Source organism: Tsukamurella tyrosinosolvens, from assembly GCF_900104775.1.
Classification (GTDB): Bacteria; Actinomycetota; Actinomycetes; order Mycobacteriales; family Mycobacteriaceae; genus Tsukamurella; species Tsukamurella tyrosinosolvens.
In genome coordinates this window covers 1,825,931-1,839,174 of record NZ_FNSA01000003.1, presented here as the reverse complement: position 1 = coordinate 1,839,174, position 13,244 = coordinate 1,825,931, and the positions used below count along the sequence as shown (strand labels likewise).

The window sequence follows — 13,244 nt, the reverse complement described above, 5'->3', positions numbered from 1 at the left end:
CTCACCACTCGATCCCCCTCTGGCCCTTCCGGCCGGCATCCATCGGGTGCTTGATCTTGGTCATCTCGGTGACCAGGTCGGCGGCGTCCATCAGCGCCTGCGGCGCGTCGCGGCCGGTGATGATCACGTGCTGGTTGCCGGGCCGGTTCACCAGGGTCTCGACCACCTCGTCGACGTCGATCCAGCCCCACTTGAGGGGGTAGGTGAACTCGTCGAGTACGTAGAAGCGGTGTTGCTCCACGCTGAGTCGGCGCGCGATCTCCCGCCAGCCGTCGCGGGCGGCCTCGGCGTGGTCCTGCTCGGCGTCGTCGGTGCGCCGCAGCCACGACCAGCCCTGGCCCATCTTGTGCCACTCGACGGGACCGCCCGCGCCGGTGCGCTCGTGCAGCTCGTTCAGCGCGAGCATCGTCTGCTCCTCGCCGACCTTCCACTTCGCGCTCTTGACGAACTGGAAGACGCCGATGTCGAAGCCCTGGTTCCACGCGCGCATGGCCATGCCGAAGGCGGCGGTCGACTTCCCCTTGCCCGGGCCGGTGTGCACGGCGAGCAGCGCCTGGTTGCGGCGCTGCCGGGTGGTCAGGCCGTCCTGCGGCACCGATTCGACCTTGCCCTGCGGCATGACGTGACTCCTTCGGGTCGGGGCGCTACGAAACTTCACTCCAGCGAGGCGTGGCGACGAATATTGTCGCGCTGCCCGCCACGAGTCGACTTTCGGAACATACGTCAGGCGACGCGGGCCAGATCCTGCGGGCTCAGGCCGCCGAGCGGGATCATCGGCGCGCCGAGCGCGGCCGCGACCTTCGCCGCGAGGCCCAGCCGCACCATCGAGGTCTCGCAGTCCACGACCACCGTCGCGCGACCGTCGGCGTGCAGACCCGCCGCCGCGGCCAGCGCGCGGGGCAGCGGATCGCGGCCGGACGTCGCGCGACCGTCGGTGAGCACCACGACGAGCGGGCGGCGGGCGTCGGGCCGCAGGTCCTCGCGGCGCAGCAGCTTGCGCGCCTCGATGAGCCCCTCCGCCAGTGGCGTCCGGCCGCCGGTGCGGGCCCGGGCGAGCCGCGCGACGGCCACGTCGACGGACCGCGTCGGCGGCACCAGCAGGGTGGCCTCGGCGCCGCGGAAGCCGATCACGGCCACCTTGTCGCGCCGCTGGTAGGCGTCGCGCAGCAGGGAGACCGCGGCCTCCCCGACCAGCGCGATGCGTTCCCGCGCGGCCATCGAGCCGGACAGGTCCACGACGAAGACGACCAGGTTGCCCTCGGTGGCCTCGCGGATCGGGGACCGCAGGTCCGAGGGCGCGAGGTGCAGCGGGCCGTCGACCCGGCCGCGGGCGGCCTGCGCCGGTGCGGCGGCGCGGAGCGTCGCGGCCAGGTGCAGGCCGGCTCCGGTGCCCGCGGGCGCGGCGCGGACGACGCTGCCGCGGTCGGAGCGGGACTTCGACCGGCGGCCCGTCGCCCCGCCGGTCCCCGTGCCGGGAACCGTCAGCCGGCTGACCGTGCGGTGCCGCGTGGTCGGCAGCGGTGCGCCCTGCGGCTCCGGCTCGGATGCGGCGGAATCGTCCTGCGCCGGCGGCGGATCCGCCTGCTGCCCGCCGTCGGGGCCGCCGTCGTCGGGCCCGCCGTCGTCGGGGCCGTCGGGTTCCGGGTCGTCGGCGGCCTCGCGGGCGTCGTCGAGCGCGCGGTCGAGCTCAGCGTCGTCGAGCCCGGGCTCGTCGAACGGGTCGCGGCGCTTGCGGTGCGGCAGCGCGAGGGCCGCGGCGACGCGGACGTCGTCCTCGGTGACCTCGGCGACGCCGCGCCACGCGGCGTGGGCGCGGGCGGCGCGGGCTATCACGAGGTCGGCGCGCATGCCGTCGACGTCGAAGGCGGCGCACACGGCGGCGATGCGGCGCAGCTCGGCGTCGGGCAGCGCGACGGCGGGCAGCCGGTCGCGGGCCTCGGCGATGCGGCGGGCCTGCTCGGCGTCGGCGGCGGCGTACTCGGCGGCGAAGCCGGCGGGGTCGGCCTCGAAGGCGAGGCGCCGGCGCATCACCTCGACGCGGGCGTCCACGTCGCGGCTGGCGCACACGTCGACGGCCAGACCGAAACGGTCCAACAGCTGCGGCCGCAGCTCCCCCTCCTCGGGGTTCATGGTGCCGACCAGCACGAATCGCGCCGGGTAGGAGCGCGAGACGGCGTCCCGCTCGACGGTGACCCGCCCCATCGCGGCCGCGTCGAGGAGGACGTCCACGAGGTGGTCGGACAGCAGGTTGACCTCGTCGACGTAGAGGATGCCGCCGTCCGCGTCGGCCAGCAGGCCGGGCGTGAAGTCGACCCGGCCCTCGCCGAGGGCGCGGTGCAGGTCCAGCGATCCGACGACGCGGTCCTCGGTGGCGCCGATGGGCAGCTCGACGAGACGGGCGGGCGCACCGTCGGGCCGGGGCGGCAGCAGCGGGGCGAGGGCGCGGGCGGCGGTGGACTTCGCGGTGCCCTTCTCGCCGCGCACGAGCACGCCGCCGACGGCGGGCGCGATGGCGCACAGCGTGAGGGCGAGCCGCAGCTCGTCGTGGCCGACGACGGCGCTGAACGGATAGCGGTCAGACACCGGCGGGCCTCCTCATGGGGACGTGCGGGATGCCGTCCTCGATGAATTCGTCGCCCTCGCGGGCGAATCCGTACTTGGCGTACATGCTCTCGAGGTGCGACTGCGCCTCGAGCAGGCAGGCCCGGCCGTCGAGCTCGGCGAGCGCCGCGGTCATCAGTTCGCCGATCAGACCGCGCCCGCGGTGCGACGATGCCGCGCACACCCGGCCGATCGCGGCCAGCCCCGGGCCCTCATCGGTGATGCGCACCGTCGCGACCGCGCCGCCGGGGGCGGCACCGTCGGACAGCCAGAGGTGCACCGTCGACGGATCGAGGTCGCGCCCGTCCACGTCGAGCCACGGGCTCTGCTGCTCGGCGATGAAGACCTCGGCGCGCAGCTTCAGCAGCGCGTACAGGGTCGTCGCGTCGAGTTCGTCTCCGGAGGCGCGGCGCACGGCGCTAGGCCTGCGCGTCGGCCCCGACGCCCGGGGACAGCTGCAGCGTGCGGTTGGTCCAGTCCCAGACCTGGCCGAAGAGCTGCTTGTTGTCGTTGAGGGTGGTGCCGTAGGACGGGATCATCTCCTGCAGCAACGGCTTCCACGCCTGCATGTGCTTGGGGAAGCACTTGCCGAGCACGTCGAGCATCGCGGGCACGGCCGTGGAGGCGCCGGGCGAGGCGCCGAGCAGGCCGGCGATCGACTCGTCGTCGGCGGCGATGACCGCGGTGCCGAATTCGAGGTTGCCGCCGCCGGGGCCCTTGCGGATCACCTGGACGCGCTGGCCGGCGGTGATGAGCTCCCAGTCGCCGCCGGTGGCGCGGGGCACGAACTCGGAGAGCGTCTTCACGCGGTCGGCGGGCGACTGCAGGAGCTCGCCGATGAGGTACTTGGTCAGGCCCATCTCCTTGAGGCCGACGGCCATCATCGGGAGCAGGTTGTTCGGCTTCACCGACAGCGGCAGGTCGGTGTACTGGCCGGCCTTGAGGAACTTCGGCGAGAAGCCGGCGTAGGGGCCGAACAGCAGGCCCTTGTTGCCCTCGATGACGCGGGTGTCGAGGTGCGGCACCGACATCGGCGGGGCACCGACGGCGGCCTTGCCGTAGACCTTCGCGGCGTGGTGGTCGATGAGCTCGGGGTTGGTGCAGCGGAAGAACTGGCCCGAGACGGGGAAGCCGCCGAAGCCCTTGGCCTCCTTGATGCCCGACTTCTGCAGCAGCGGCAGGGCGCCGCCGCCGGCGCCGACGAAGACGAACCGCGCGTCCACGTGGGTGACCTCGTGGGTGCGCAGGTTGCGGACGGTCAGGCGCCAGCCGTCCTTGGTGCGCTTGAGGTTCGTGACCTTGGTGCCGAAGTGGACGGCGCCGCCCTTGCCGACGAAGTTGATGAGCTTCTTGGTCAGCGAGCCGAAGTCGACGTCGGTGCCGCCCTCGTACCAGTTCACGGCGACGGGGTCGCCGAAGTTGCGGCCCGCGGCCATGACCGGCAGGCGCTCGGAGAACGTGGCCGGATCGGTGAAGAACTCCATGCCCTCGAACAGCGTCTGGCCGGACAGCGCGTCGTAGCGCTTGCGCAGGTACTCGACGTTGTCGGCGCCGTGCACGAAGCTGGCGTGCGGAATGGGGTTGATGAAGTCGGACGGCTCGTCGAGCACGCCCGCGTCCACGGCGTACGCCCAGAACTGGCGCGAGACCTGGAACTGCTCGTTGATCGTGATCGCCTTGGAGATGTCGACGGAGCCGTCGGCGGCCTGCGGCGTGTAGTTCAGCTCGCACAGCGCCGAGTGGCCTGTGCCCGCGTTGTTCCACGGGTCGGAGGACTCGGCGGCCGCGGCGTCGAGGGACTCGAAGACGTTGATCGACCAGCTGGGCTCCAGCTTGCGGAGCAGGGTGCCGAGCGTGGCGCTCATGATTCCCGCGCCGACGAGCGCGACGTCCGTGCTGATCACGTTACGGGCCATCTGGTAGTTCACTCCTCGACGTGGGGCGGGGCCACGCATCGGCCCCCTTCTGCGCCAGAACCTTACTCCGGGGCCCTCCGGTGGCGCGCGGCACACCTTGCAGTACGACCGGACCGCGCACCGTCATTACAGTGAAGCCGTGGCGACCACTGAGCTGACCTACTCCCCCGACGTCCTGGGCGACGACTTCGTCGCGCACACCTTCGAGCTGGGCCCCGACCCGGACGGCGAGCCGGGCGGCGACGTCGTCGCGACGCTCGTCAAGCACGTGGCCGGCCCGCAGGACCCGCACCACGCGGTGCTGTGGGTGCACGGCTTCTCGGACTACTTCTTCCAGACCGCGGTGGCGGAGTTCTTCGCCGACCGCGGCTACGCCTTCTACGCGCTGGACCTGCGCAAGTGCGGGCGCTCGCTGCGGGAGGGGCAGTCGGCGCACTACGCGACGGACTTCACCGTCTACGACGCCGAGCTGGACCTCGCGGTCGCGGCGATCGAGCAGGAGCACCCGGGCCTCGGCGTCGTCGTCGCGGCGCACTCGACCGGCGGCCTGATCACGCCGCTCTGGCTCGACCGCCGCCGCAAGGCGGGCCGCACAGCACCGATCGCCGGTCTCGTGCTCGACAGCCCGTGGTTCGACCTGCAGGGCTCCGCGGTGCTGCGCGAGGTCGCGACGCCCGTCGTCAAGCTCATCGGCAAGGCCGTGGGCACCCGCATCGTCCCCGTCGAGGCGGTCGGCGTGTACGGCCAGACCATCCACACCGACGAGCACGGCGAGTTCGACTTCGACGTCCGGATCAAGCCGATCGAGGGCTTCCCGGTGCGCTTCGGCTGGCTGCGCGCCGTCCGCGTCGCGCACAGCCTGCTGCACCGCGGCCTGGACGTGGGCGTCCCGTCGCTCGTGCTGCGCTCGACGAAGAGCTTCGCTCCCAAGGAGTGGAGCGAGGAGGCCGGCCGCGCGGACGTGGTCCTCGACACCCGGCAGATCGCGAAGTGGTCCGGAGCCCTCGGCGGCCGGCTGACCGTGGTCCCCGTCGAGAACGCCAAGCACGACGTCTTCCTCTCCGAGAAGGACGCCCGTGAGACCGCGTACGCCGAGCTGGGCGCCTGGCTGGCCCGCGAGATCGAGGCCTGACATGGCCGAGCACGTCGTCGATCTCGTCATCATCGGCTCCGGGGCCGGCAACACCATCCCCGACGAGCGGTTCGACGACCGCACCGTCGCCATCATCGACAAGGGCCAGTTCGACGGGGCCTTCGGCGGCACCTGCCTCAACGTCGGCTGCATCCCGACCAAGATGTTCGTCTACCCCGCCGACGTCGCGGACGAGGCCCGCGAGGGCGGCGCCGTCGGCGTCGACGCGGAGATCGTCGGCACCCGCTGGGCCGACATCCGCGACCGCGTCTTCGGCCGGATCGACCGCTACTCCGCCGGCGGCCTGCGGTACCGGGTGGACAAGTGCCCCAACGTCACCGTCTTCCAGCAGGAGGCGTGGTTCCTGCCGTCCTCCGGCGACGGGCTGCACCGCCTCGAGCTCGCCGACGGCACCGTCGTCTCCGGGCGCGACGTGGTGATCTCCGCGGGCTCGCGCCCGGTGATCCCGCCGGTGTTCACCGCCGACGGTGCGGCGCCGTTCCACACCAACGACACGATCATGCGGCTCGACGCGCTGCCCGGGCGCGTGATCATCGTGGGCGGCGGCTACATCGCGGCCGAGTTCGCGCACGTCTTCGCGGGCCTCGGCGCCGAGGTCACCGTCGTGGCGCGGGGCGAGCGACTGCTGCGCTCACAGGACCAGACCATCTCCGAGGCGTTCACCGAGGCCGTCTCGCAGCGCTGGGACGTGCGGCTCGGCACCGAGGTCACCGCGACGCGGCCGGCCGGCGACGGCGTCGAGGTGGACCTCACCGACGGATCGACGGTGGCCGGCGACGTGCTGCTCGTCGCGACCGGGCGCACGCCCAACGGCGACACGCTCGCGCTCTCGGCCATCGGCATCGAGCTCGACGGTGCCGGGCGCGTCCCCGTCGACGAGCATCAGCGCACGCCGGTCCGCGGCGTGTGGGCGCTGGGCGATGTGAGCACGCGGTTCCCGCTGCGGCACGTCGCGAACCACGAGGCCCGCGTGGTCGCGGAGAACCTCCTCTCCGGCTGGGACTCCCCCGCCGCGACCTCCGATCACCGGTTCGTGCCGGGCGCGGTGTTCTCCCGCCCGCAGGTGGCGTCGGTGGGGCTGACGGAGACCGAGGCACGCTCGCGCGGCATCGACGTGGCGGTCGCTGAACAGCGCTACGCCGACATCGCCTACGGCTGGGCGATGGCCGACGCCGAGGGCGTGTGCAAGCTCATCGCGGACCGGTCGACGGGGCTGCTGGTGGGCGCGCACATCGTCGGGCACCAGGCGTCGGCGTTGATCCAGTCCGCGATCACCGCGATGTCCTTCTCCATTCCCGCGCAGGAGTTCGCGCGCGGGCAGTACTGGATCCACCCGGCGCTGCCGGAGCTGGTCGAGAACGCGCTGCTGGGGCTCGCGAAGGACGCGTGATCGCGAGCGGATCGCGGGGTACAGTCACATGCATGATTCAGCATGATTCTTTCGCCCCCGGCTGCTCCAACCCGAACTGCACCTGCGAGAACTGCTCGTGCGGCGACAGCTGCACCTGCGGCAGCGACAAGTAACGCGAACCGCTCCGGACCGGCCGCGCGGGAGCGCGGTCAGTTCCGGAGCGTCCGCAGCGCGATCTCCGAGGCCAGGGCCGCGGGAGCGCGCAGCGGGAGCCAGTGGTCACCGTCGGGCACCTCGCTGAGCCGGTAATCGGCCCGGAGGTAGTGGGCGGTGCCCTTGGCCTGCGCGGCGCCGGCGATGGCGTCGCGGGTGCCCCAGACCAGCGTCGTGGGCACCTCGATCACGGGGCAGTCGAGGCCCTCGCCGCCGGGCGCGAGATTCGCGCGGTACCAGTTCAGGGCGGCCGTGAGCGTCGGCTCGTCCGTCAACGCCTCGATGCCGCCGCCCGGCGCGGTCGCCAGGAGCGTCCGCGCATCGTTGGCGAGCAGAGCCTTCTCCGCCTCTCCGGATCGCAGGAACAGCTCCAGGTAGCGCGAGCGCTGCCGCTGGTCCTGATCGTTCGCCATGGCGTCGCCGAACGCCGACGGGTGGCCGAACGACACCGCGGTAAGACTCATCGCGCGCAGCGGGTAGGCGGCGGCGAAGTGCCACGCCACCGTCGCGCCGAGGCCGTGCCCCACGACGTGCGCGTAGGGCACCTCGAGCGCGTCGAGGATGCGCGCGGCGTCCTCCGCGAGGTGCTTCATCGTGTATTGATCGGCGCCCTTCGGCCGGGCGCCCGGGCTGTATCCGCGCTGGCGGGGCGCGATAGTGCGCAGTCCCGCCTCGTGGAGTCGTTCGCGGACCTGGTCGAAGCACTCCTCGGTCTGCGGGAATCCGTGCAGCAGCAGTACGGGTACGCCGTGCTCAGACCCCCCGACCGACACGTCGAAGGTCCACGAGCCCGCGGGCACCTGCACCGTGTCAGCTGAATCGATCGGCATGGTGGTCAACGGTAGTCACTCATGATCCGGATGGTCGGCAGGATCGCCGAAAACGCGGCAGGTGAATGCAAAGGGCGCAGGATCGCATCGATGTCGCAGTGCTCCTCGAGCGCGTCGGCGACGGCGTCGAGCTGCCCGAGGCGGGCACCGTCGTAGCTGATCGCCGCCCCGAGGTCCCGGCCGGGGAAGGTGCGGGCGAGGTACGCGCGGCGGAAGGCGTCCGACCCGAACAGCCCGTGCCAGTGAGTACCGAGCACGCTCGGTGTGAGCGCGCCCTCCGGCCCGTCGGGGCCGTGCAGCGCAGGGCCTTCCGCATTCCGGACGACGGTGCCGTGGTGGATCTCGTAGCCCGTCGCGTCCACGCCGAGCCCGGCGCCGGACACGTTCCGGACGCACTTGGTGGGCGCGAACTCGACGTCGAGATCGAGGATCCCGAGGCCGTCGACGCGCGTGCCGGGGGCCGCTTCGACACCGGCGGCGTCGGTGATGGTGCGGCCGAGCATCTGGTAGCCGCCGCAGATGCCGACGATCGGTCCGCCGGCGGCGGCGCGGCGGACGAGGGCGTCGGCGAGGCCTCGCTCGCGCAGCCAGGCGAGATCACCGACGGTGCTCTTGCTGCCGGGGAGCACGACGAGGTCGGCGTCGGCGACGTCGGCGGCCCGGGCGGTCCAGCGGACCGTCAGGCCGGGCTCGCACGCGAGGGCTTCGACGTCGGTGGTGTTGGAGACGCGCGGCAGGGCGATCGCGGCGACGCGGATCGCGTCGGGCCGGGTGGCACCGCGGCCCACGAGGTCGGTCCCGAGCGCGGCGAGCGAGTCCTCGGCGTCGAGCCAGAGGTCGGTGAGGTACGGGAGCACGCCGAGCGTGGGGCGTTTCGTCAGGTCCGCGAGCTGCTCGAGGCCGGGTTCGAGGATCGACCGGTCACCGCGGAAGCGGTTGACGAGGAAGCCGTACACGAGGCGCTGGTCCTCGGGCGGCATCACGGCGACGGTGCCGGCAAGGTGCGCGAGCACTCCCCCGCGGTCGATGTCGCCGACGATCAGCGTCGGCAGGCCCGCGGCCCGGGCCAGCCCCATGTTGGCGATGTCGGTGGCGCGCAGGTTGATCTCGGCGGGGCTGCCGGCGCCCTCGCAGAGCACGACGTCGAACTCGTCGCGCAGGCCCTGCAGGGTCGTGGTGACCTCGTCGAGCAGCCACTGGCGGCGGGTGACGTAGTCGCGGGCGCCCACGTCGCCGACGGGCCTGCCGTGCAGGATCAGCTGGCTGCGCCGGTCGCTGCCGGGCTTGAGGAGGACGGGGTTGAACCGGGTCGACGGTGCCAGCCCGCACGCGAGTGCCTGGGTCGCCTGCGCGCGCCCGATCTCCCCGCTGGTGCCGTCGGGCTCCACGGTCGCGACCGAGTTGTTGGACATGTTCTGCGCCTTGAACGGCGCGACGCGCACGCCCCGTCGGGCCAGGAGACGACACAGTCCCGCCGTGACCGTGGACTTCCCGGCGTCCGAGGTGGCGCCGGCGAGGAGGAGTGCGCCGCGCACTAGTCGGCGGGGGCGCTCGGCGTGCTCGGCAGGGTGAGGATCTCGGCACCGTCGTCCGTGACGACGAGCGTGTGCTCGAACTGCGCCGTCCACTTCTTGTCGGTGGTGGCGACGGTCCAACCGTCGGGCCAGATCTCGTAGTCCAGGCCGCCGAGGTTGATCATCGGCTCGATGGTGAAGACCATGCCGGGCTCCAGCACTGTTTCCACGTTCGGCTCGTCGTAATGCAGCACGACGAGGCCGTTGTGGAAGGTCTCGCCGATGCCGTGGCCGGTGAAGTCGCGGACCACGGTGTAGCCGAAGCGATTCGCGTACGACTCGATGACGCGGCCGACCACGTTGAGCTCGCGGCCGGGCTTGACCGCCTTGATGGCGCGCTCGGTGGCGATGCGGGTGCGCTCGACGAGGAGGCGGTGCTCCTCGGACACGTCGCCGGCGAGGAAGGTGGCGTTGGTGTCGCCGTGCACCCCGTCGATGTAGGCGGTCACGTCGATGTTGACGATGTCGCCGTCCTCGATCACCGTCGAGTCCGGGATGCCGTGGCAGATCACCTCGTTGAGGCTCGTGCAGCAGCTCTTGGGGAAGCCGCGGTAGCCCAGCGTCGACGGGTAGGCGCCGTGGTCGAGCATGTACTCGTGCGCCACCCGGTCGAGGTGGTCGGTGGTGACGCCGGGCGCCACCTCGGCGCCCGCGGCCTGGAGGGCGTCGGCGGCGATCCGCGAGGCGACGCGCATCTTCTCGATGGTCTCGGGCGTCTGCACCCACGGCTCGTTGCCCTCGTTCGCCGACTTCTTGTCGACGTACTCGGGTCGCACGATCTTCGCCGGAACGGCCAGACGGGGCGAGACGGTGCCGGGGACGAGTGCAGCGCGGGTCATCCGTTCAGCGTAATCGGCGGCCACGGCGGCCCCCGCGCCCCGCCCGGACTCCGCCACCGCCGCCGGCCGGCCTCCACGACCGCCCCGGCCCGACTTAACAGCGTTAGCCCAGGCGGCATCCTGGGGAAACGCCTGCCGCTAACGCTGTTAAGTCACGAGGATGGGCGGATTCGGGGCGGTGGAAATCCAGTAGTGGCAGGTGGGTTCGAGGAAGTCGTGGCCGATGCCGAAGTCGTCGACGGGGCGGATCCGCGTGAGCACGCCGCCGGCCGATGCCGCGGTGCGGCGCGAGGCGAGGTTGCTCTCGTCGCAGGTGACGAGGACCTCGGTCAGCCCGATTCCGGCCGCACGCCGGACCACCTCGCGGAGCGCCGCCGAGGCGACGCCCTGCCGTCGCGCCGAGGGCCGCACGTGATAGCCGATGTGGCCGCCGAGCTCGGCGAGCATCGGGCTCAGCTCGTGCCGCAGCTGGATCGCCCCGAGGTACCGGTCACCGTCGACCATCCACCAGCTCGTGGCGGGCACGCGGTCGCCGCTGCGGTCGACCATCGCCTGATCGTTCAGGCGGTCCACCCAGGCCGCGAAGTCCGACGGTGCCGTCAGGTCCAGGTCGCGGGCCAGCGCGCTGCCGGAGCCCGGGTGGTGCGTCACGGCGCCCCACTCCGCGACGTCGCGCAGCCACTCGTCGTGCCAGTCGGCGGCCGGTGCCATCAACTCGATGTCCATGCGAACGAGCGTCCCGCGCTCCCTTCGGCTGCGCAAACAGTTCGTGGGTGTTGACCGTGTTCGCGCGGGGACTTCTGACGGATCATCGGGTTGCAACCCGATGATGAGTGAAAACCTCCCGCGGGAAGGCGGTCGCCGCCGCTCGGGAGCCGCCCTCGTACTCGGGCCGGCTCAGTTCGGGACGGCGGAGACGGGGGCGTCGAAGCGGTCGAAGAACTCCTTGGTGACCGCGACGGCGTTGTCGGAGCTGCCGCCGAGCACGACGAGGGTCGCGAAGGCCAGGTCGCCGCGGTAGCCGACGAACCAGGCGTGCGAGCCGCCGTCGACCTCCGCCTCACCGGTCTTGCCGAGAATGTCGCCGGAGCCCCGGATCAGCTCGGCGGTACCGGACGCGACGACCTCGCGCATCATGGCGCGCACACCGTCGGCGGCCTTGGCGTCGAGCGGAGGCCGCTCACCGTCGACCTTGGTGGGCTTGCCGAGCAGCAACTGCGGGGTGACCGCGCCGCCGTGCGCGACGGACGCGACGGCCAGCGCCATCGCGAACGGGCTGACCAGCACCTCGCCCTGGCCGAAGCTGTCCTCGACCTGGTTGACCATGGCCTTGGGCAGCGGGTACTGCCCGGACGAGACGGGCAGCCCGGCGATGGCGTAGTCGGGGCCGATGCCGAGCTCGGCGGCCGCGGTGTTGAGCGCCTCGGGCTTGAGCTTGGCGCCGAGGAAGGCGAAGCTCGTGTTGCACGAGCGGGCGAAGGCGCGCTGCATCGAGACGTCGCCGAGGGCGAAGCGGTTGTAGTTCGGCACCTCGCGCTCGCCGATGGTGAGCGTGCCCGGGCACGGCACGATGGTCTCGGGGGTGGCGATGCCGGCGGAGATGGCGGCGGTCGCGGTCACGATCTTGCCGGTGGAGCCCGGCGGGTACAGGCCCGATGTGGCGAGCGAGCCGAGCTTGTCGGCCTCGGGGTTCTGCGCGACGGCGAGCACGTTGCCGGTGGACGGCTGGATCACGACCATCATCGACTGCCGGTCGCGCCGGGTGTTCACGGCGGCCTGCGCCGCGGCCTGCGCGATCGGCGAGATGCTCACCGAGACCGCGGGGGCCGGCTGCGGCGCCGTGGACGACAGCGTGGAGACCCGCGCACCGGTATCGGCCTGCGCGATCACCTCCCAGCCGTCCTTGCCGGCCAGGTCGCCCGTGACGTTCTGCTTGATCGACGACATGAGCGCCGGCGCGAAGGTGCGGTCGGTGGGCACGAGGTCGGCCTGCTCGACGAGCGTGACCCCCGGCAGGGACGTGACGTCGCCCGCGAGCTTGCGCAGGTCGTCCTGGTTCACCGAGGCGACGGTGTACGGCGCGTTCAGCGAGGTCGCCTGCTCCGTGATCTGCACCGGGTCGAGGGTGGGCAGGATCGGCTGCAGCGCGCGGGTCAGCTGGCCCGCGACGTCGAGCACCGTCGTGGGCGCGGCGATCTTGGAGGCCTCGATCCGGATCCGGGTGATGACGCCCGGCACGAGCACCGAGCCGCCCGACGCCGAATTCACCGGCGCCTTGTCCGCGGGCATCGCGCGCAGCACCATCGTCTGGTTCGCGCCGAGCCGCGGGTGCAGCACCGACGGCGCCCAGCGCACGCGCCATGTCCCGTTCTCCTGAACACCGGTGAGCGTGCCGCGGTAGTCCCACGAACGGCTGGAGCGCCCCTGCTCCGCCGGCAGGTCCCAGACGTACTCGTACTCGACCTCACTGATCGCGCCGGCGGTCCGCACCTGCCCGACCTTGAGTTGGACGCCGCGGGCCTGCAGCCCGTCGAAGGCGGACTGCAACGCCTTCTTCGCCGTCTCCGGCGCCGTGGTGAGCGCGGCGGCACCGTCGAGATCCTTGTCGGCGAGGGCGGCGCCGAACCGCACGGCGAGCGGCCCCGGGCCGTTGGTGTTCGCCGGCGAACACCCGCCGGTCGCGACCAGCGCCACGAGGGCGACGATCACGACGGCGCGGCGCATCGGCTTCTTCACCGGCCCAGCGTATGACGGTGCGCCGCCCGGG

General features: G+C 72.3%; 11 protein-coding genes. 2 read left to right on the top strand and 9 right to left on the bottom strand.

The genetic code is table 11. From position 1 onward, the window contains the following. Position 1: 1 nt before the first annotated feature. From cobO to mqo, 4 genes are all read right to left on the bottom strand, one after another. A complete protein-coding gene (gene cobO / locus BLW32_RS10325; RefSeq protein WP_068524952.1) occupies positions 2-619 on the bottom strand; it encodes a cob(I)yrinic acid a,c-diamide adenosyltransferase in 618 nt (205 codons plus the stop codon). A 104-nt stretch (positions 620-723) separates the two neighbouring features. After that, positions 724-2,583 carry a VWA domain-containing protein gene (locus tag BLW32_RS10320; RefSeq protein WP_068742216.1) on the bottom strand — a complete coding sequence of 620 codons (1,860 nt, stop codon included), beginning with the start codon at positions 2,581-2,583 and terminating at the stop codon, positions 724-726. Continuing rightward, positions 2,576-3,016, bottom strand: a complete 441-nt coding sequence (locus BLW32_RS10315; RefSeq protein WP_068742217.1) for a GNAT family N-acetyltransferase — start codon at positions 3,014-3,016, stop codon at positions 2,576-2,578. Before BLW32_RS10315 ends, BLW32_RS10320 begins: the two co-directional genes overlap by 8 nt. 4 nt (positions 3,017-3,020) lie before the next feature. Continuing rightward, positions 3,021-4,517, bottom strand: coding sequence for a malate dehydrogenase (quinone) (gene mqo, locus BLW32_RS10310; protein ID WP_068525858.1), 1,497 nt, complete (start codon positions 4,515-4,517; stop codon positions 3,021-3,023). A gap of 139 nt (positions 4,518-4,656) precedes the next feature. Between mqo and BLW32_RS10305 the strand changes: the two genes are divergently transcribed. Next, positions 4,657-5,649, top strand: a complete 993-nt coding sequence (locus BLW32_RS10305; RefSeq protein WP_068742218.1) for an alpha/beta hydrolase — start codon at positions 4,657-4,659, stop codon at positions 5,647-5,649. Between the two features lies 1 nt (position 5,650). After that, entirely contained in the window at positions 5,651-7,060 is a 1,410-nt protein-coding gene (locus tag BLW32_RS10300; RefSeq protein WP_068742219.1) for a mycothione reductase, read from the top strand. A 170-nt stretch (positions 7,061-7,230) separates the two neighbouring features. Here the strand turns inward: BLW32_RS10300 and BLW32_RS10295 are convergent, their stop codons facing one another. The 5 genes from BLW32_RS10295 to BLW32_RS10275 form a co-directional block, all read right to left on the bottom strand. Beyond that, the gene (locus BLW32_RS10295; RefSeq protein WP_068524947.1) at positions 7,231-8,064 is read right to left on the bottom strand and encodes an alpha/beta fold hydrolase; all 834 of its coding nucleotides are present in this window, start codon (positions 8,062-8,064) and stop codon (positions 7,231-7,233) included. Between the two features lie 5 nt (positions 8,065-8,069). Continuing rightward, complete coding sequence (locus tag BLW32_RS10290) at positions 8,070-9,599, bottom strand: cobyric acid synthase (RefSeq protein WP_068742220.1); 1,530 nt, start codon at positions 9,597-9,599, stop codon at positions 8,070-8,072. Beyond that, positions 9,599-10,477, bottom strand: a complete 879-nt coding sequence (map, locus tag BLW32_RS10285) for a type I methionyl aminopeptidase (RefSeq protein ID WP_068524945.1) — start codon at positions 10,475-10,477, stop codon at positions 9,599-9,601. The genes BLW32_RS10290 and map overlap by 1 nt, the downstream gene beginning before the upstream one ends. Before the next feature lie 147 nt (positions 10,478-10,624). Further along, positions 10,625-11,203 carry a GNAT family N-acetyltransferase gene (locus BLW32_RS10280; RefSeq protein WP_068742221.1) on the bottom strand — a complete coding sequence of 193 codons (579 nt, stop codon included), beginning with the start codon at positions 11,201-11,203 and terminating at the stop codon, positions 10,625-10,627. A 171-nt stretch (positions 11,204-11,374) separates the two neighbouring features. After that, the gene (locus BLW32_RS10275) at positions 11,375-13,201 is read right to left on the bottom strand and encodes a penicillin-binding transpeptidase domain-containing protein (protein WP_068742343.1); all 1,827 of its coding nucleotides are present in this window, start codon (positions 13,199-13,201) and stop codon (positions 11,375-11,377) included. Positions 13,202-13,244: the final 43 nt, after the last annotated feature.